This window comes from Niabella pedocola, assembly GCF_021044425.1.
Lineage (GTDB): Bacteria > Bacteroidota > Bacteroidia > Chitinophagales > Chitinophagaceae > Niabella > Niabella pedocola.
Genome location: NZ_JAJNEC010000001.1, coordinates 20595 through 38730, shown reverse-complemented (window position 1 = coordinate 38730; position 18136 = coordinate 20595). Strand labels below are relative to the sequence as shown.

Below are 18136 nucleotides of genomic sequence, written 5' to 3'. Positions count from 1 at the left end.
GTAACTGTCCGGTCTCTATTCCTGAACAACAATAAGAAATTTCAAACTTTTCAAACAGAATCATGCTCGCAAAAAGAATCATCCCCTGCCTGGATATCAAAGATGGCCGTACAGTAAAAGGCACCAATTTTGTACAGCTGCGGGATGCCGGCGACCCTGTGGAACTGGCCATGCGCTATTGCACGGAAGGCGCCGATGAACTGGTGTTTTTAGATATCACCGCAACCGTCGACAAACGGAAAACCCTGTCGGAACTGGTGCGCAAAATTGCCACGCATATCAACATCCCCTTCACTGTTGGCGGCGGTATCAATACGGTAGACGATGTATCGGTATTAATGGAACATGGCGCCGATAAGATCTCAGTCAACACTTCCGCGGTAAAAAACCCGCAGCTGGTAAGCGATCTGGCCAGAAACTTTGGCAGCCAGTGTGTGGTAGTGGCCATCGATATTAAACTGTTTGACGGCGTTTGGAAAGTGGTTACACATGGTGGCCGGAATGCTACAGACCTCATTGCCGCAGAGTGGGCAAAAACAGTGGCAGACCTCGGTGCCGGCGAGATCCTGTTAACCTCCATGGAAAATGACGGCACTAAGAGCGGGTTTGCCATCGATATTACGCGGCAGATCAGCCAGGCCCTTTCCATACCCGTAATTGCTTCCGGTGGCGCAGGTACCATGCCGCATTTTAAAGAAGTATTTGAAGCGGGCGCAGCAGACGCTGCGCTGGCCGCCAGTATTTTTCACTTTGGCGAAATTGAGATCGGCGCTTTAAAAAACTATTTAAAAGAAACCCATATCCCTGTTCGATTGTAATTGTATTTGCGTACAAGGTTGAAGTTTCAACCCGAAACGCTGAACTTTGAACCTGAAACCTGAATTTTAGACCATGATCAATTTTTCAAAATATGCTGACGGCCTTGCGCCGGTAATTATCCAGGATGCGGCTACCCAACAGGTCCTCATGCTGGGATTTATGAACGCAGAAGCGCTGGAAAAAACAAAGACAGACGGCAAAGTCACTTTCTATTCCCGCAGTAAGCAGCGCCTCTGGACCAAGGGCGAAACTTCCAATAATTTCTTACTGGTGGAAGAGATCCTGGCTGATTGCGACGAAGATACTCTCCTTATAAAGGCCCACCCGCAAGGTCCTACCTGCCATACCGGAACAACCAGTTGTTTTGGAACGGCGAATGACACCTTTTCATTACAGGCATTGGAAAAGGTGATCCAGGACCGGAAAAACAATCCTTCCGAAAAATCTTACACCGCTTCCCTGTTTGCAAAGGGGATCAATAAGATCGCTCAGAAAGTGGGTGAAGAAGCCGTTGAAATTGTGATCGAGGCCAAGGATGATAATAAGGAATTGTTCCTGGGTGAAGCCGCCGACCTGATGTTTCACTACCTGGTGCTGTTACAGGCCAAGGGGTTTGAGTTAAAAGACGTATTACAGGTACTGGAGGCAAGACACAAAAAATAAGCGGATGTAGCCCGTTGGCCGCCTAAAAGCCTCCGGCCAAATCTGATTCCTTTTACGACAAAAGAGTGCAGGTTGCTACCAATCCCTGTTCTTTACCGTACGGTCTGTCATTACCGCCAGGTCGAACAGCGGGCGCTTTTTTATCACAGACCAACGTTCCCGGGGATGATCTTTTTCGGGGAAGAACTCGTTTCCGCCGGAGATTTCCTGTTTTTTGCCGGTCATGAAATTATAACTGGTCATGGACGTCTCTCCGCTTGCCCGGTGCAGAGAAGACACATCCAGGCCAATCAATTCAAACCTTCTATTTTGAAACCGGAAGGTATAATCCCAGTCGGTAACCTCATAGCTGCCGCAGCTCAGCCAGTAATGAAACCCCATTTTTAATACGCCTTTATCAATTCCGATGCTTCCATCAACGAAGGGATCGGACAGGCAGGGATTGTCTGCGCTGTTCACCGAAGGCAGAAAGGCATCGTTGCTTAAAATTTTCCGGTAATGGTTCCCTTCCTTAAAATAGATCAGTAAGCGACGGGGGTTCAAATCCAGTGTATCCTGCCCCAACCCGTCATGGGCTTTAAAGTTTGCCCCGTCGGTATTCCGGATCACCCATACCGCATCTGGCTGCCCGTCCTTATTCAAATCACCCGTAATCAGCGTATCCGACACCCAGCCCCTTGGAAGAGCCGTTTTAAAATACGCAGGCAGTTGCTGTTGTGCCGCGGCACATTGAACGCAGACAATGGCTGCAAACAAAAAAACAGCTTTCATCGGTTTCATATAAATGGGTTGCTATTTATTGATTTTACAAATGATATTTAACGGTCATATTGCCCAAAATAACGGGCAGCCGTTTTTTGAGCGTCAAATTATAAAAAAATTAATTTAATATTAACACCCAAAAACAGTTCAATCTACGGTTACTTTACGAAGTTCAGCGTACCAATATTAAATTTGCATATTGAATAAGCAATATCGATACCGGATTATACTGGCCGTATCCTTGCTGATGCCATTTGCTTTTGAGAACACTGCACGTGCGCAAACAGCAGATACGGTACGCGTTCCGCCGATGCCTTCCATGCAGGAGATCATGAAAGATTGGGGGCCACGGGATTCTACAAAAGTAGCAGCTATCTGGTACGGGCCCGATTATGGATCCTTTAAAATGATGCCTTACACGGAGGAGTCCAACATCTGGATCTCCAAACTTCCGCCGGCACAACTGGAAAAAGTAAAAAAAGAGTGGAACCGGCTGCGGAACGCCGTATATGTTTGTTACCCCTACGCCCGCGTTGCAGGCGCCACCATCAACCAGATCAGCCGGCAGTTACAGGGCATTACCGACAAAAAAGCCCGTAAAGCCATTATCAAATCCAAAGAAAAAGAACTTAAGAAGCAGTTTTCCGATCCGCTCTCAAACCTCTCGGTGTACCAGGGCAAAGTGCTGATGAAGCTGATCTATCGTCAAACCGGGGCAGATTGTTATGAAATCATCCGGGAATACAAAGGCGGTTTGAACGCGCGCGTATACCAGACGGTGGCGTTCTTTTATGGGAGCGACCTGAAACAGGACTATGATATCCGTAAAGACCCTTTTGACCGGCAGATTGAGGATTTTGTACAGGAAATCAACACTACCTGGTACGGTAACCCTTACCGGCCGGGGCAAACCACTACCTTTTAACCGCTTTCACTACTTTTTACTCCTTTCCCCGCCACCAAAAGCTCCTTTTTGCTTCCCCTTCCGGCGTATTTTTCATAGTTATAAAATATCTGTAATACTAACTGACATTCAACCAAAATGACGTCTTTATCCCTATTTTTGTCATCATTGAAAAAAAGACGCGTTTTAACATGAATTTCAGAAAAGTAAACAACCTAACCGGATGGGTGGTTTTTGCCATTGCTACCCTCACTTATTCACTAACCCGGGAAGCCCGTGGCTCGCTTTGGGATTGTGGTGAATTTGTTGCCACGGCTTATAAATTACAGATGGCACACCCTCCGGGCGCGCCGATGTTCAGCTTGCTGGGGCGGATATTTATCCTGCTTTTTGGAGATAATCCACAAACCGCAGCCAATGCTGTAAACTTTATGAGCGCATTGGTAAGTGCTGCTACCATCCTGTTTCTCTTCTGGACCATCACGCACTTTGCACGGAAGATGTTTGTAGGATCCGGCGAATCACTCACCGGTCAGCAGATCTTTACCGTAATGGCCGCGGGAGCCGTTGGTGCGCTGGCCTATACATTCAGCGATTCATTCTGGTACAGTGCCGTTGAAGGCGAGGTATATGCGCTGTCTTCTTTTTTCACAGGTCTTGTATTTTGGGCCATGCTCAAATGGGAGCACGCCGATGAACTGGCCGGTGCTGACGAAAACGCCCGGGCACGCAGCGACCGCTGGATCGTATTCCTGTTTTTTATGATGGGCTTATCCATTGGCGTGCATCTGCTCAACCTGCTTACCATACCGGCCATCGTAATGATCTATTACTACCGCCGGTATACACCCACCGTTAAGGGGTCCATTGGCGCATTTATTATCGGGTGTATCATCACCGGTATCATTCAGGTAGCCATTATTCAATATAGCATGAAAGCCGCCGGCCTGTTCGACATTATGTTTGTAAACAGCTTCGGCATGCCGTTCTTTTCCGGGTTTACCGTGTACTTCATCTTGATAGCGCTGCTGGTAGCTATCGGGGTACGGTTTAAACCAGCCGTATCAAAAACCGCAATCGTTCTGTGGACCGCGGCCTTCTTCCTGCTGGCATTTTTACCTTTTGCCTTTGGAGGAACCATGGCTGCCGTAAAGATCATTTTACTGCTCATTGTAGGTGCGGTGCTGGGATACTTCATACGGCCAACTGCGCTTAAGATCATGAAGCTGTTTTTATGGTGCTTTGCCTTTATGATGCTGGGCTATTTCATGTACTTTACCAATATTATCCGCAGCAGCGCCAACCCGGCCATTGACATGAACAACGTGGATAATCCTATCAATCTTGTTTATTACCTCAGCCGGGAACAATACGGCACACAGCCCTTGTTTTATGGTGCGCATTATACAGCCGAAGTTGACTACGACGAAACCGGAAGCCCCTATGAAATGGGCGAGATGAAATACGTTAAAGGAGAAAACAAATACATCCCTATCGGAAGAGACCGCAGTGTACGTTACAAAAGCTCCGACAAACAGTTATTTGTGCGGGTGTGGGATTCGAGCAATGAACAGGGACACCAGGACTTTTATGCAGACTGGCTGGGACTGGCCAAGCCCGACCCCAACACCGGGCAGGGATCTTATGGCGCACCCAGCTATGCCGATAATATCAACTGGTTTATGAGTTACCAGACCAGCTTTATGTATATGCGTTACTTCATGTGGAATTTTGCCGGTAAGCAAAACGACCTGCAGGGGTATGGCAATAAACGAGACGGAAACTGGGTATCGGGTATTTCATTGATGGACAACGCACGCCTCGGCGATCAGAGCCAGCTGCCGGAAAGCTTAAAAGAAAACAAAGCACATAATGTCTTTTACATGTTGCCGTTTGTACTCGGCATCATCGGGTTCGTATACCAATTCCTGAAGAACCGGAAAGACTGGGTGGTTACCTTCCTCCTCTTCTTCTTTACCGGTATGGCGATTGTGCTGTATCTGAACCAGCCGGGTAATCAGCCCCGTGAGCGGGACTATGCCTATGTGGGGTCCTTTTATGCCTTTGCCATTTGGATCGGTTTGTCGGTGGTGGCATTGCTGCGTTCGGCCCTGGAAAAAGAAGACAAAGAATCATTCCAGAAATTGCTGGTGTACGGAGCTTCCGGCACCTTCCTGATCACCGCGCTCAGCAGTATGTCCAGCACCTTTAGTGCCATTATCATTGCCAGCCTGGTGGCTGCCATCATCTATGCCGCCGTGCTGTACATTGTTACCTTTGCGGCCCGGGCCCTTTCGTCGGGAGGATCCAATATCCGGTCAGCTAATGTCCTGATCGCATTGCTTTGTTTAGCCGTTCCGGGCCTGATGGCCCAGCAGGAATGGAACGACCACGACCGGAGCGAAAAAACCATGGCACCGGACCTGGCAAAAGATTACCTGGAAAGCTGTGCCCCGAACGCCATCCTGTTCACCTTCGGCGATAATGATACCTACCCGCTCTGGTATGCCCAGGAAGTGGAAAATATACGTCCGGACATCCGCATCATCAATACCAGCCTGCTGGGCATTGACTGGTATATCAACCAGCTGCGTTATAAAATAAACGACGCCGATTCGGTGGATGTGATCCTGAGTCCGGAACAGATTGAAGGACATAACCGCGAATACCTGCCGTTCAGACAACCGCAGCCGGGACAAAACATTGATCCCAATAATGTCTATCCGCTGTATGACGTGATCAAAACCGTTGTGGGAGCCCGTACGGAAGACCCCGAAACCGGACGTGATGTGGGCGCCGTTGCCCTGCCCTTCCGCAAGTTCTTCGTACCGGTAAATAAAGACATCGTACGCAAAAACGGAACAGCAAACCCAACGGATAGTGTTCCGGAGCAATGGGCATTTGAGATCCCCGCATCCAGAGGTGGCATTCAGCGCAACGACCTGATGGTACTCAGCATCATTGCCTCCAATCAATGGAAGCGCCCCATATACTTTACCGCACCTTACGGAGAACTGGGCTTTGGACAGAACCTGCGAAAGGACGGACTCACCTACCGGCTCGTGCCCTTTACGGTTAAAGCGCCGCAGGCCAACTGGATCGTGGATCAGGCCTATCGCCAGATGCGCGCCGGCGGTACTTCCATCCGTGATAACAACGAAGACGTGATGGCGAAGAACCTCCTGACCAAATTTGAATTTGGCGGAGCCAATAAAAAAGGCGTTTATTTTGATGAAGTAAACCGCCAGTACCTGCTCAATATCCGGAGTATTTTTGCAGAAGCCGCCGGAAACCTCGCCGATGCAGGTAAAAAAGAAGAGGCCGTTAAGTTGTTGAATAAAGCCGAAGCCGGCATCCTTCCGGAAAACCTGCCATACGCCATGACAAGCCGTTACAACCAGCATAACCAAACCGGGTTAATGTACGCCGAAGCCTACTATAAGGCCGGCAAACTGGATATAGCGCGCAAGGTGATTGCCGCCGTGAAGAAGGACCTCGCTGATCAGCGTAAGTATTACAACTATCTGAAAACAGAAAAACCGGAATATTTCCAGGGCGTGGCCAACATCGAAGATCCGCTGAACGAGATCACACAGGCCGCAGCAGAAGCCATCGAATCGCACTACGATCCTTTAAAGAAAGGTGAAAAAACCCCGGTTCAGGAACTGGTTCCCCAGGAAAATGCGCCCGCTAAAGCGGCAGATAGCGGCGGAAAAAGCACTGCGGCAGATACCACAAAAAAATAAATAAATGGTTCATATACCTTTGATCCCCTCTCCGGAGGGGATTTTTTTATTGCAACCATTTCCGTACTCAAAATGTTATAAAAAGAGCAGTTTACAATCCCGGCTACATATTTCCGGACTTCCGGCAGCACCGCATTGTTTTTAGAAAAATAGTTTTACATTTAGTATATGAGAGGTATCCAATTCTCCGGGTTGGCCGCTGATGACCAGGGCAAAACCCCGTTTGAAAAAATGCTCGACCTTTTCATGCAGTTGCTTACATATACCAGTGGTGACGCTGCGGAAGCGCTTCAATGGTTGAATGAGCTGGACAAGGAATACCAGCTGGGCAATGATGACTATGGAATGGGCGATTTTATAGATGATCTGAAACAAAAAGGTTATATCACCGACGACCATCAAAAAGGCGAAATAAAAATCACCCCGAAAACAGAACAGGGCATCCGCAAAAAAAGCCTTGAAGAAATTTTCGGAAAGCTCAAGAAAGCCGGGAAAGGCGACCATAAAACCTTCAAACCCGGTCAGGGAGATGAGTTGAACCCCGAAACGCGCCCCTTCCGGTTCGGAGACATGCTGGAACAGATCGATTTTACAGAATCCATCCGCAATGCACAGATCAATCACGGTATTGATGCGTTCCATATCGGGGAAGATGACCTGAGCATCCGGGAAACGGATTTCAAAACACAGACATCTACCGTATTGATGATCGACATTTCCCATTCCATGATCCTCTATGGCGAAGACCGTATCACTCCAGCCAAAAAAGTAGCCATGGCCCTGAGTGAACTGATCACTACCCGTTATCCGAAAGACACACTGGATATAGTGGTGTTTGGCAATGATGCCTGGCCCGTAGAAATAAAAGACCTGCCCTACCTGCAGGTGGGCCCTTATCATACCAATACAGTAGCCGGACTGGAACTGGCGATGGATCTTTTGCGGCGCAGAAAAAATCCCAACAAACAGATCTTTATGATCACCGACGGGAAACCCACCTGCCTGAAGATCGGAAAACGGTATTATAAAAACAGTTTTGGCTTAGACCGTAAAGTGGTGAACCGCTGTATGAACCTGGCGGCCGCCTGTAAGAAATTAAAAATCCCGATCACCACTTTCATGATCGCCACAGATCCTTACCTGCAGCGCTTTGTTCAGGAATTTACCGAAATGAACCATGGTAAAGCCTACTTTGCTTCACTGGACAACCTCGGTAGCTTTATTTTTAAAGATTTTGAAAGCGGCCGTTCCAAAACGGTTTTTTAAAAACGCATTTTTCATCAAACACATTTCACTAAAACGTCTCACCAAAAACCTCACTCGTGATAAAAACATTAGGCGCATTAAAAGCATCCGGATATCAATCAAAGTCGATCAAAGAAGAAATCAGACAAAATCTAATAAAAAAATTACAGGCAGGCGAAACCTCTTTTCCCGGTATCGTGGGGTATGAAGATTCGGTGATACCGGAAGCAGAGCGGGCCCTGCTGAGCAAACACAATATCCTTTTCCTGGGTTTACGCGGGCAGGCCAAAACCCGCATGGCACGGCAGATGACGGCATTGCTGGATGAATTTATTCCGGTAGTGGAAGGCAGCGATCTCAACGACGATCCGCTGCATCCTATTTCCAAATACGCAAAGGATCTCATTGCCGAAAAGGGAGATAACACACCTATTGCCTGGCTGGCCAGGGATCAGCGCTACGGAGAAAAGCTGGCCACACCGGATGTAAGCGTAGCCGACCTCATTGGTGATATCGACCCCATTAAAGCTGCCAATCTGAAACTCAGCTTTGATGATGAACGGGTGCTTCACTATGGCATTATTCCCCGCAGCAACCGCTGCATCTTTGTGATCAACGAGCTGCCGGATCTCCAGGCACGTATCCAGGTATCCCTGTTCAATATCCTTGAAGAGGGCGATATCCAGATCCGGGGGTTCAAACTCCGGCTGCCCCTCGATATCCTGTTTGTCTTTACGGCAAACCCCGAAGATTATACCAACCGGGGCTCTATCGTAACACCTTTAAAAGACCGGATACAAAGCCAGATCTTAACACACTATCCCCGCACCCTGGAGCACGCGCTGGAGATCACCGAACAGGAAGCGGGTATTCATGAAGAACAAAAAGAACGGGTAAAGATCAGCGATCTGGTAAAGCGGCTGATTGAACAGGTAGCGTTTGAAGCCCGCAACAGCGAGCTCGTAGATAAAAAAAGCGGCGTCAGCGCCCGTTTAACCATTTCGGCCTTTGAAAATGCCGTCAGCACCGCCGAACGCAGGGCGCTGGTCAACAATGAAAGTGCTACCCAGGTATGGATCTCCGATCTGTCCGGTATCATCCCCTCCATCACCGGAAAAGTAGAACTGGTATATGAAGGCGAACAGGAAGGACCTTTCCAGGTGGCAATGAATCTGGTAGACAAAGCCATCCGTTCGCAATTCGTACAGTACTTTCCCAATCCCGAGCAATTGGGAAAAAGGAAAAATACGGGAAAGCCATCTGCACAGAACAAGGCCGACGATAACCCTTATAAACCGATCATTAACTGGTTCGACAAAGGCCACACGCTGAATATTGATTTCAATACCACCGATAACAATAAAGTGCAGCAGCTTTACCAGGTAGACGGACTGCATGCGCTGGTGAAAAAGTATTTCGCCGGTGCCAATGAACTGCAGGCAGCCCTGTTAATGGAATTTGTGCTGTTTGGCCTTTCATCCTATTCACTGATCAGCAAAAAGCTTTTTGAAACAAAAGTTGAATTCAAAGATCTTTTCGGAAGCATGCTTGGCTCCGCTACCGGTGAATACGAGCATTTCGGTTTTGAAGAAGACGAATAAGCAACCGGGATGGTTTTTCATTTGTTAAATCAAGTATAAAACCATCCCAGTTATAATTTACACAACAACTGGAATATTCCTGATATTTTTTTGCCGCCATCGCGAAATAGCTTTGCAGTAAATAAAATATATATTCATGAGAATTTCAGTATTCGTTGCCGTATCCATGTTTTTCCTCAGCCTTTTCGCTGCTTGTTCAAAAGACAAAGACCAAACGCCTGTCCCAACGCAAACACCAAGTGAAGTACTGGCATCTACGGCCTGGGAAACAACCAGCGCCAAAAATGCAGAAGGAAAGCAGGTAGCCCTCAGCGATCCGAATGTTTCCAATTTTGTAGGATTTGCCTATTTCAAAACAGACAGCAAATTCACCATGTATAATTTAGACAACTCTCCTAAAATGAAGGGCGACTGGTGGCTTTCGCTTGACGGAAAAACAAGATTTATCATTGCACGGAATGATGCAGGAGCGGAACTGTTCAGACGTGAGGTGGAGATTACGGTACTGACCAAAGCAGAATTTACCTACCGGATTTATCCTACAGCAGGAAATAAAGCGGTGTATTTCGATATTGTTCATACGCCCACCACGCATGCGGAGCCGGCAAAATAATCAATGGTTATTCGTGTCCTAAGGTCTGCCTCCGGGCAGGCCTTTTTTGTGTATCCATATTTTTATTACAGCAGGCACCAGGATAGCGGACAGGCGGTCTGCCAGCTATGGTCTTTGTTTCCGCAGGTTGCGGCAATTTCCTATATTTAGCGTATATTCAAAAAACCATGCCTGCCGATATTCCCATATTGAACCTGGATGCTTTTACCTTCCGCGATGTAAACGGCATTACCATATTAAACCATGTCCTTAAAGGCAACAACCGGATCACCAGACCTCATAAGCATGATTTTTATTTATTCTTTCTCATTAACCAAAGCAGCGGCAGCCATACCATTGATTTTATTGAGCACGAAGTAAGCAACCGGCAGATCCACGTACTATTGCCCGGCCAGGTGCATCAATGGCACCTGAACAAGGCCACCACCGGCTTTCAGCTGATGATCAGTGAAGTAATTTTTCAATCCATGATCAATTACCTCAACTTCAGTCCGCTGTTTTATTTCAGGCACCCCGTTCTGTCACTTCCCGAACAGCGCTTCCGGATCTTTCATCATGAATTTCAGCAGCTGGATGAAGAGCTGCGGGCTGGCCGTCCCAACCTGGACATCATCTATACCCGGAGTAAATTAATTGTTCAGCTGCTGGGCAAAGATCAGGAAGCACAATTTGAGATCATTCAGAAAATGAAATCCAATCCGTTGATCATCCGGTATACCACACTGGTGAATGAACAATTCCGCGAACAGCGGTCTGTAGCCTATTATGCCCGGCAACTTAATATTACGCCCAACTATCTCAATATCCTTTGTAAACGGTTCTTATACGCTTCTGCAAATGAGCTGATCCAGAAAAGGCTCATTCTGGAAGCCAAGCGCTTGCTGGGCATTTCGGGCAAGAGCATTAAAGAGATCGCTTATGAGCTGAGCTTCTATGATACCGCTAATTTTTCCAACTTTTTCAAATCACATACCGGTGTGGCGCCTAAGGCATTCAGAGAGCAACTCTAACGTTCGTACCTCATGAGTCTCCCTTTTATAAAGAAGGCTCCAGCCATTTAAAATCCGCTGCCAGCGGCATGGCGCTGTATGCCGTAGCTACTACCGGGGGAGGAATGGTGAGTTTGCGCTTCAGCGTATCTATCCAGGCGCCTTCCAGTGTTATGACGGCCGCAAGGGTTTGTGCATCCTTATAAATATGATGCCGCATCGCCCAGCGGCTAAAATCCCTCCGGGACTGGGTTAGTTCCAGGTCGATGGTAACCGCATCCTCCAGCCTTATCTCTCTTTTAAAAACACACTCCTCCCGGAAAATAACCGGCCCCACGTGTAATTCGGCCATATGCGCCGTCGTTAACCCATTTTCAGAAAGGAAGCTGATCCGGCAATAAGCGCCCCAGTCATAATAAACACTGTGCCGTAAATGCCCGTTCAGATCAAGGTCGGCCCAGCGGATTTGCAATGCTTTAGTAAAACGTTCCATATGCTGCGATTGATACCTGTTTTTGTATTTAACAAACTTACATACTGTTCTCCATCAAAATTATCAAAAAGGGTCACTATATTTACCGTTTCAATCTAAAAGGATCTAATTTTCAATCGCGTGTAAAACAAAAAATGATGAAGTACGTTCTTACAATCGGGTTACTGGCAGGCAGCGTATCCCTTTTTGCCCAGGCAAAACCAAAACCCAAACCGGCAACGGTAAAAAAACCGGCTACAGCCCCTGCTGCCGCAGCCGCCCCTGCATTAAAAACACTGGCCGATTCCGCCAGCTATGCCATAGGTGTCAACATCGCTCAATCCATTAAAAAAGATATCGGTGATCTGAATACCGCTGTGATGATGGATGCCATGAAAGCCACATTTGGCGGTAAAAAGCCGGCGCTGAGTGATGAAACCCTGATGAGCGTTATGATGGCCTATTCTGAAAAAGCCAAAGAAGCCCAATCGCAGGCTACTATCAATGCCGGCCGCGCGTTTCTTGAAAAAAACAAAACCCAGCCCGGTGTTAAAACCACGGCCAGTGGTTTGCAATATATCGTATTAACGGAAGGTACCGGCGTAAAACCGGCTGCCGAAGACACCGCCATCTGTCATTACAGAGGGTCATTACTGGATAGCACGGAATTTGACAACTCTTACGACCGCGGAGAACCATTGAGCATCCCGGTATCGGCTGTGATCAAAGGATGGACGGAAGGGTTGCAATTGATGAACAAGGGATCCAAATATAAATTCTTTATCCCCTACGAGCTGGGATACGGTTTAAGAGGCGCACCTCCTACGATCCCCGGGGGAAGCGTACTTATCTTTGAAGTAGAGCTGGTAGATGTAAAGAAAAAAGGATAAACCTCCTGCTTTATCTGTCGCCCGTGCGTTATAAAAATGCACGGGCGATTTTTTTTATCGCTGTTCTGCATGCTTAAAAAAGCATCTTATGAGTTTGTTTGATCACGCCCATCACAAACACACTTTGCACATGCCCCAGGTTTTCTACCTGGCTTAAGCGGTTCACGTGAAAATCATAAAAGCCCGCCATGTCCTTTGCCAGCACCTTCAGCATAAAATCAAACTCACCGGAAATACTATAACACTCCACCACTTCATTCAACCCATTGATCGCCTGGATGAATTTTAGCCCTGCCTTCTTATCATGTTGTTTCAGCGAAACATAGCAGATCACCATAAGCCCCTTATCCAGCTTTTGCGCATCCAGGAGGGTGGCATACTGCCGGATCACGCCCCACTCTTCCAGCCGGCGGATGCGTTCATGCACCGGGGTTGGGCTCAAATGTACCCGGGAGGCGATTTCCGTTACGGACATACGGGCATTTTCCTGCAGGAGCTTTAAAATTTCGCGGTCCTTATCATCCGGTTCCGGATGCGTTTGCGGAATAGCCGATTCTTCTGTTTTAGGGTTGCGCTTCATTTATATGAATTATTTATCACTATAAATATACAATTTTTCAGAGAATATCACTTATTAACAAGAATTAACATAGTGTTTTTTACTAAGCCTTATCTTTGCGGTTTAAAAAATATACAATATGTCCACGGTAACAAAAACCCAGATAGACTTTGACCTGAAATACAAAGTTGCTGATATCAGCCTCGCCGAATGGGGCCGCAAAGAAATCCGCCTGGCCGAAGCAGAAATGCCCGGTTTGATGAGCATCCGTAAAGAATACGCCGGTTCGCAACCCCTGAAAGGTGCGCGTATTGCAGGCTGTTTGCATATGACCATTCAAACCGCAGTGTTGATTGAAACGCTGGTAGCCCTGGGTGCTGAAGTAAAATGGAGTTCCTGTAATATTTTCTCTACACAAGATCATGCGGCTGCCGCTATTGCTGCTGCAGGGATCGGCGTATTTGCCTGGAAGGGTCAAACCCAGCAGGAAGCCGACTGGTGTATTGAACAAACCCTGTTCTTTGGCGGTGCAGACCGTCCGTTAAATATGATCCTGGATGACGGAGGCGACCTTACCAATATGGTGCTGGATACCTACCCTGAACTGGTACAGCATGTGAAAGGGATCAGCGAAGAAACCACAACCGGTGTACACCGTTTATATGAAAGAGTAGCAAAAGGTACGCTTCCCATGCCCGCTATTAACGTGAACGATTCGGTTACAAAATCCAAATTTGATAACAAATATGGCTGTAAAGAATCACTGGTAGATGCTATCCGCCGCGCTACAGACGTAATGCTGGCAGGAAAGGTAGCTGTTGTAGGTGGTTACGGAGATGTTGGTAAAGGGTCTGCAGCTTCTTTAAGCGGAGCAGGATGCCGGGTGATCGTAACCGAAATTGATCCCATCTGTGCACTTCAGGCTGCAATGGACGGTTATGAAGTAAAGAAAATGATCGATGCCGTAAAAGAAGCGGATATCGTGGTTACGGCCAGCGGATGCCGCGACCTCATCACCGGTGAACATTTTAAAGCGATGAAAGATAAAGCCATCGTTTGCAATATCGGGCATTTTGACATCGAGATCGATGTGGCCTGGCTGAATGAGCATTATGGTCAAACCAAGGATACCGTTAAACCCCAGGTAGATCTCTACAATATCGATGGTAAGGACATTATTTTACTGGCTGAAGGCCGCCTGGTAAACCTGGGTTGTGCTACCGGTCACCCAAGCTTTGTAATGAGTAACTCGTTCTCGAACCAGACATTGGCTCAAATTGAACTGTGGACCAACAACGATCAATATGAGAACAATGTATATGTACTTCCGAAACATCTGGATGAAAAAGTAGCACGGTTACACCTGGCGAAGATCGGCGTGGAACTGGATACACTGACGCCCGCACAGGCGGCTTACCTGGGCATCCCTGCCGAAGGTCCGTTCAAACCGGAACTCTACAGATATTAATGGTATTTTGGATATTCCAGAAGCCGCATCCCCAACCGGATGCGGCTTTTTTTTGTAATGCAGGCAGCCCCCTGCGGGCAAGGCGATGTTGATCTATACATACCAGCAATGCAAAAGTCTCTTTTGCGGTTGCTGACCAGCCCGGCCGAAGCAACACCGCACTGCAGTACCAAACATCCTTTCAAACGTTCGTATAACAATTTATCTACCGGTTTTATAAGTTATTTTACTATTTTAGCGACTGTTTCGAAAAAAACTAAGTATTTATTCATTTCTTGCCCATTATTCACTTTTATGAAATTATTTCCGTCGTTATATCTATTCCTGCTTCCCGCTTTTATCCTACCGGGAATGAAAGGCCCCGGCCCCATCATAACCGGTAAAACAGCACCTGTTTCTTTCCAGAGCCGTCAAAAAAGCATTGACCTGCTGGACGCAGGCAACGCCTCCAAATGGAAGGGTTATAATGGCAACCGGCTGCCTCCGGGCTGGACGATCAGCGACGGGATGCTGTGGATGAATAATGATGCACAACGGGATACCTCTTATAAAGGCGGACGTGATGTGATCTTTACCGGTGAAGAATTTGAATATTTTGAACTGACCATCGACTGGAAGATCGCCCGGGGTGGTAATAGCGGTATCTTCTACCATGTAAAAGAGGGATACGGTTCGCCCTCGAGCATCAGCCCGGAATACCAGCTGATCGATGATGAAAATTTTGCAAGCATGCACCCCGACCTGAAAGATTACAATGCGCAATTTGGCGCTGAGCATCCCGAACAATTACAAGACTGGCAGAAGACCGGTGCAGATTATGCCATGCATCCAACGGACGAAGCCCATAAACTGCTGCATCCCGTGGGTCAGTGGAATACCACAAAGATCGTAGTGGCTCCGGGCCGTACGGAGCATTGGCTGAACGGCGTAAAGCTGCTGAGTTTTAAACCCTGGTCGGAAGACTGGTATACCCGCAAAAAATCAGGCAAGTGGGCCAAGAGCGATAAATACGGTACTTTCAAAACCGGTTATATCGGCCTTCAGTACCACGGAAGCTCCCTGTGGTTTAAGAACATCCGCGTTAAACCGCTGAAATAATCATTTGAATAAACTGTAAAAACAAAAATACACATATGAAAAGAAGAAGTTTTATAAAAGCTACTGCTGCCGGAACGATCGCTTTTATGCTTCCGTTTCCCTCATCCGCGCTCAATGCCGGAAAAAAATTAAGAGTGGCCCAGATCGGATTGGGTTCAATGGGTACCAATGATCTGCTGGCGATCGCCTCCCACCCCCTGGTGGAAATTGTAGCACTCTGTGATGTAGACCAGAATGCATTGAATAAAGCAAAAGCAGAACATGCAAATGCAAAAACATTTACCAATTACAGGGAGTTGTTTAAAACAATGGGGAAAGATATTGACGCAGTGGTGGTATCTACTACAGACCATGCACATGCGCCCGTTTCATTAATGGCCATGGAACTGAACAAACACGTTTACTGCCAAAAACCATTAACGCATTATATTGCTGAATCACGGAAAATGGACGCCGTGGCAGCCCAGAAGAAACTGGTAACACAGATGGGTATCCAGGTACATTCGTTCTACGATTATAAACTGGCCACCATCTTAATCCAGAAAGGCATTATCGGAAAAGTAAAAAAAGTAATTGCCTGGTCGCCCAAAGTATGGGGATATGATGGACCGGAGCCCACCGGAAGCGATCCTGTACCGGAGGGGTTGAACTGGGATCTTTGGCTGGGAGCTGCAAAAAAACGCCCGTATAAGAAAGGGCTTTATCATCCGGGCAACTGGCGGAAATGCATCGATTATGGCTGCGGCACCCTGGGTGATATGGGGGTTCATATTTTTGATACACCTTACAACGCGCTGAAATTAAGCGTACCATTAACGGTTAAGAACGAGTGCCGGGCGCCCAACGATTTTGGCCATGCAGAAAAAAACCACGTAACTTATGTGTTTCCCGGAACACCTTACACGGCTAAAACCCTGGAGTGGGTATGGTATGACGGCAAGGGTGCACCGGAAGCACAAACCGAACTGGAACTTCCGGGCGGAGAAGCGTTGCCCGACCAGGGAGCCATGTTTATCGGTGAAAACGGGCAGCGCCTGTTATTGCCCCACTTTATGCAACTACCCAAACTGATCGTAAACGGTAAATTTGAACCGATCGATATAAAAAAATACGATTCCAACGGAGCAGCGGGCAAGCCTACCACCAGCTACGATGCCGAAACACCCAAACATTACCACGAGTTTGTAGATGCCTGTTTGGGTAAAGCCAAATGCAGCGCCCCCTTCTCTTACGCTGCAAAACTGACCGAGGTGATTTTGCTGGGTGTCATCGCCGCCCGCTTCCCTAACGAAACATTGCATTGGGATGGCAAACTGGCCCGGTTTAAAGAAGACAAGGCCAATAAGTTTATATCCGGGGGAACTGTTTAATTCCATTACAGATACCGTTCCTGAAACAGGTAAATTTATAAGCAGCCCCGGATTAGGATCCGGGGCTTTTTCATAAAAGCGGATAGCGGATCAACGCAGTATACAGCGGCATAGCACAACCTGCCAGCCCTTACATCCATAACCTGTACTCCTCTGGTGGTTCCCTCCGAAAGCAACCACTGAACCCGCGTTTATTTCCCAAGCGTATCCCCTTCATTCCAGTAATAGCTGTCGGGATAAACCCGTTGACCAAAAACGGCGGTACCTACCCGTACAATAGTGGCGCCTTCTGCAACGGCTATTTCCAGGTCGCCACTCATACCCATCGACAGTTCCTGCATGGTTACACCGGGCAGGTTTAAATCCATGATCTGTTGTTGAATATTTTTGAGCAACCGGAAACAGGGCCGTATCTTTTCCGTTTCTGCACTGAATAAACCGATCGTCATCAATCCTTTTATCTTCAGGGTTTTCAATTTCGAAACCCGGGTTACCAGTTCAAAGACCAGTTCCGGTTGCGCTCCGAATTTACTTTCCTCACCGGAAGTATTTACCTGTATCAGCACGTCCATGGTTTTGTTTTCAGATAACAACCGCTGATGCAGTTTTTCCGCCAGCTCCAGCCGGTCCAACGACTGTAAACAGGACACCTCGCACTTTATAAGATCTTTGATCTTATTGGTTTGCAAATGCCCGATAAAATGATTGGTATGGGGTACGGCCTTTAATGCAGCGTATTTTTCTTTCAGCTCCTGCACTTTATTTTCGGCAATCAATGTATGCCCTGCCTGCAGTGCTATATTGATCCGCGCAGCCGGAACGGTTTTGGTGGCCAACAACAATTTTACTTCACCCGGATCCCGGTAGTTTGCCATACAAGCTCCGGTTATCCGGTCTTTTATAACTGAAATATTTGTAAGAATATCCGCATTCATGC

Annotated in this window: 16 protein-coding genes; 12 read left to right on the top strand and 4 right to left on the bottom strand. The window is 47.4% G+C overall.

The genetic code is table 11. From position 1 onward, the window contains the following. The first annotated feature begins 62 nt into the window (after positions 1 to 62). Positions 63 to 818, top strand: a complete 756-nt coding sequence (hisF, locus tag LQ567_RS00160; protein ID WP_231001938.1) for an imidazole glycerol phosphate synthase subunit HisF — start codon at positions 63 to 65, stop codon at positions 816 to 818. Between the two features lie 73 nt (positions 819 to 891). Further along, positions 892 to 1482, top strand: coding sequence for a bifunctional phosphoribosyl-AMP cyclohydrolase/phosphoribosyl-ATP diphosphatase HisIE (hisIE, locus tag LQ567_RS00155; RefSeq protein WP_231001937.1), 591 nt, complete (start codon positions 892 to 894; stop codon positions 1480 to 1482). Positions 1483 to 1557: 75 nt separating this feature from the next. On the opposite strand, the gene LQ567_RS00150 is transcribed toward hisIE, so the two are convergent. Further along, positions 1558 to 2262, bottom strand: coding sequence for a hypothetical protein (locus LQ567_RS00150; RefSeq protein WP_231001936.1), 705 nt, complete (start codon positions 2260 to 2262; stop codon positions 1558 to 1560). Positions 2263 to 2443: 181 nt separating this feature from the next. On the opposite strand from LQ567_RS00150, the gene LQ567_RS00145 reads away from it, so the two are divergent. The 6 genes from LQ567_RS00145 to LQ567_RS00120 all read left to right on the top strand — a co-directional run bounded on the left by LQ567_RS00145 (position 2444) and on the right by LQ567_RS00120 (position 11363). Next, on the top strand, positions 2444 to 3169 hold the full coding sequence (locus LQ567_RS00145; protein ID WP_231001935.1) for a DUF4294 domain-containing protein: 726 nt from the start codon (positions 2444 to 2446) through the stop codon (positions 3167 to 3169). A gap of 170 nt (positions 3170 to 3339) precedes the next feature. Beyond that, positions 3340 to 6894: a glycosyltransferase family 117 protein gene (locus LQ567_RS00140; RefSeq protein ID WP_231001934.1), complete on the top strand. Its 3555-nt coding sequence runs from the start codon at positions 3340 to 3342 to the stop codon at positions 6892 to 6894. A 168-nt stretch (positions 6895 to 7062) separates the two neighbouring features. Beyond that, entirely contained in the window at positions 7063 to 8160 is a 1098-nt protein-coding gene (locus tag LQ567_RS00135) for a vWA domain-containing protein (RefSeq protein WP_231001933.1), read from the top strand. 56 nt (positions 8161 to 8216) lie between these two features. Further along, the gene (locus LQ567_RS00130) at positions 8217 to 9740 is read left to right on the top strand and encodes a magnesium chelatase (RefSeq protein WP_231001932.1); all 1524 of its coding nucleotides are present in this window, start codon (positions 8217 to 8219) and stop codon (positions 9738 to 9740) included. A 136-nt stretch (positions 9741 to 9876) separates the two neighbouring features. Next, positions 9877 to 10353 (top strand): DUF4822 domain-containing protein, encoded by a 477-nt coding sequence (locus LQ567_RS00125; protein WP_231001931.1) that lies wholly within the window; start codon positions 9877 to 9879, stop codon positions 10351 to 10353. A 167-nt stretch (positions 10354 to 10520) separates the two neighbouring features. Next, positions 10521 to 11363 (top strand): helix-turn-helix domain-containing protein, encoded by an 843-nt coding sequence (locus tag LQ567_RS00120; RefSeq protein ID WP_231001930.1) that lies wholly within the window; start codon positions 10521 to 10523, stop codon positions 11361 to 11363. A gap of 25 nt (positions 11364 to 11388) precedes the next feature. Here the strand turns inward: LQ567_RS00120 and LQ567_RS00115 are convergent, their stop codons facing one another. Next, positions 11389 to 11835: an acyl-CoA thioesterase gene (locus LQ567_RS00115; RefSeq protein WP_231001929.1), complete on the bottom strand. Its 447-nt coding sequence runs from the start codon at positions 11833 to 11835 to the stop codon at positions 11389 to 11391. A 134-nt stretch (positions 11836 to 11969) separates the two neighbouring features. Here LQ567_RS00115 and LQ567_RS00110 point away from each other — a divergent pair, with 134 nt between their 5' ends. Continuing rightward, positions 11970 to 12704, top strand: a complete 735-nt coding sequence (locus tag LQ567_RS00110; protein WP_231001928.1) for an FKBP-type peptidyl-prolyl cis-trans isomerase — start codon at positions 11970 to 11972, stop codon at positions 12702 to 12704. Between the two features lie 73 nt (positions 12705 to 12777). Here LQ567_RS00110 and LQ567_RS00105 read toward each other — a convergent pair whose 3' ends face one another. Continuing rightward, positions 12778 to 13284: an Lrp/AsnC family transcriptional regulator gene (locus LQ567_RS00105; RefSeq protein ID WP_231001927.1), complete on the bottom strand. Its 507-nt coding sequence runs from the start codon at positions 13282 to 13284 to the stop codon at positions 12778 to 12780. Between the two features lie 118 nt (positions 13285 to 13402). On the opposite strand from LQ567_RS00105, the gene ahcY reads away from it, so the two are divergent. The 3 genes from ahcY to LQ567_RS00090 all read left to right on the top strand — a co-directional run bounded on the left by ahcY (position 13403) and on the right by LQ567_RS00090 (position 17199). Beyond that, on the top strand, positions 13403 to 14731 hold the full coding sequence (gene ahcY / locus LQ567_RS00100; RefSeq protein WP_231001926.1) for an adenosylhomocysteinase: 1329 nt from the start codon (positions 13403 to 13405) through the stop codon (positions 14729 to 14731). A gap of 294 nt (positions 14732 to 15025) precedes the next feature. Then, positions 15026 to 15829, top strand: a complete 804-nt coding sequence (locus LQ567_RS00095; RefSeq protein ID WP_231001925.1) for a 3-keto-disaccharide hydrolase — start codon at positions 15026 to 15028, stop codon at positions 15827 to 15829. 35 nt (positions 15830 to 15864) lie between these two features. Beyond that, complete coding sequence (locus LQ567_RS00090; protein WP_231001924.1) at positions 15865 to 17199, top strand: Gfo/Idh/MocA family protein; 1335 nt, start codon at positions 15865 to 15867, stop codon at positions 17197 to 17199. Between the two features lie 191 nt (positions 17200 to 17390). On the opposite strand, the gene LQ567_RS00085 is transcribed toward LQ567_RS00090, so the two are convergent. After that, positions 17391 to 18134 (bottom strand): YggS family pyridoxal phosphate-dependent enzyme, encoded by a 744-nt coding sequence (locus LQ567_RS00085; protein WP_231001923.1) that lies wholly within the window; start codon positions 18132 to 18134, stop codon positions 17391 to 17393. Positions 18135 to 18136: the final 2 nt, after the last annotated feature.

Excerpts from the sequence above, each read along its gene's own strand:
- LQ567_RS00085 (WP_231001923.1), bottom strand. The coding sequence starts at position 18,134 with ATGAATGCGGATATTCTTACAAATATTTCAGTTATAAAAGACCGGATA.
- hisF (WP_231001938.1), top strand. The coding sequence starts at position 63 with ATGCTCGCAAAAAGAATCATCCCCTGCCTGGATATCAAAGATGGCCGT.
- LQ567_RS00140 (WP_231001934.1), top strand. The coding sequence starts at position 3,340 with ATGAATTTCAGAAAAGTAAACAACCTAACCGGATGGGTGGTTTTTGCC.
- LQ567_RS00105 (WP_231001927.1), bottom strand. The coding sequence starts at position 13,284 with ATGAAGCGCAACCCTAAAACAGAAGAATCGGCTATTCCGCAAACGCAT.
- LQ567_RS00090 (WP_231001924.1), top strand. The coding sequence starts at position 15,865 with ATGAAAAGAAGAAGTTTTATAAAAGCTACTGCTGCCGGAACGATCGCT.
- LQ567_RS00110 (WP_231001928.1), top strand. The coding sequence starts at position 11,970 with ATGATGAAGTACGTTCTTACAATCGGGTTACTGGCAGGCAGCGTATCC.
- LQ567_RS00115 (WP_231001929.1), bottom strand. The coding sequence starts at position 11,835 with ATGGAACGTTTTACTAAAGCATTGCAAATCCGCTGGGCCGACCTTGAT.
- LQ567_RS00095 (WP_231001925.1), top strand. The coding sequence starts at position 15,026 with ATGAAATTATTTCCGTCGTTATATCTATTCCTGCTTCCCGCTTTTATC.
- LQ567_RS00135 (WP_231001933.1), top strand. The coding sequence starts at position 7,063 with ATGAGAGGTATCCAATTCTCCGGGTTGGCCGCTGATGACCAGGGCAAA.
- hisIE (WP_231001937.1), top strand. The coding sequence starts at position 892 with ATGATCAATTTTTCAAAATATGCTGACGGCCTTGCGCCGGTAATTATC.
- LQ567_RS00120 (WP_231001930.1), top strand. The coding sequence starts at position 10,521 with ATGCCTGCCGATATTCCCATATTGAACCTGGATGCTTTTACCTTCCGC.
- LQ567_RS00125 (WP_231001931.1), top strand. The coding sequence starts at position 9,877 with ATGAGAATTTCAGTATTCGTTGCCGTATCCATGTTTTTCCTCAGCCTT.
- LQ567_RS00150 (WP_231001936.1), bottom strand. The coding sequence starts at position 2,262 with ATGAAACCGATGAAAGCTGTTTTTTTGTTTGCAGCCATTGTCTGCGTT.
- ahcY (WP_231001926.1), top strand. The coding sequence starts at position 13,403 with ATGTCCACGGTAACAAAAACCCAGATAGACTTTGACCTGAAATACAAA.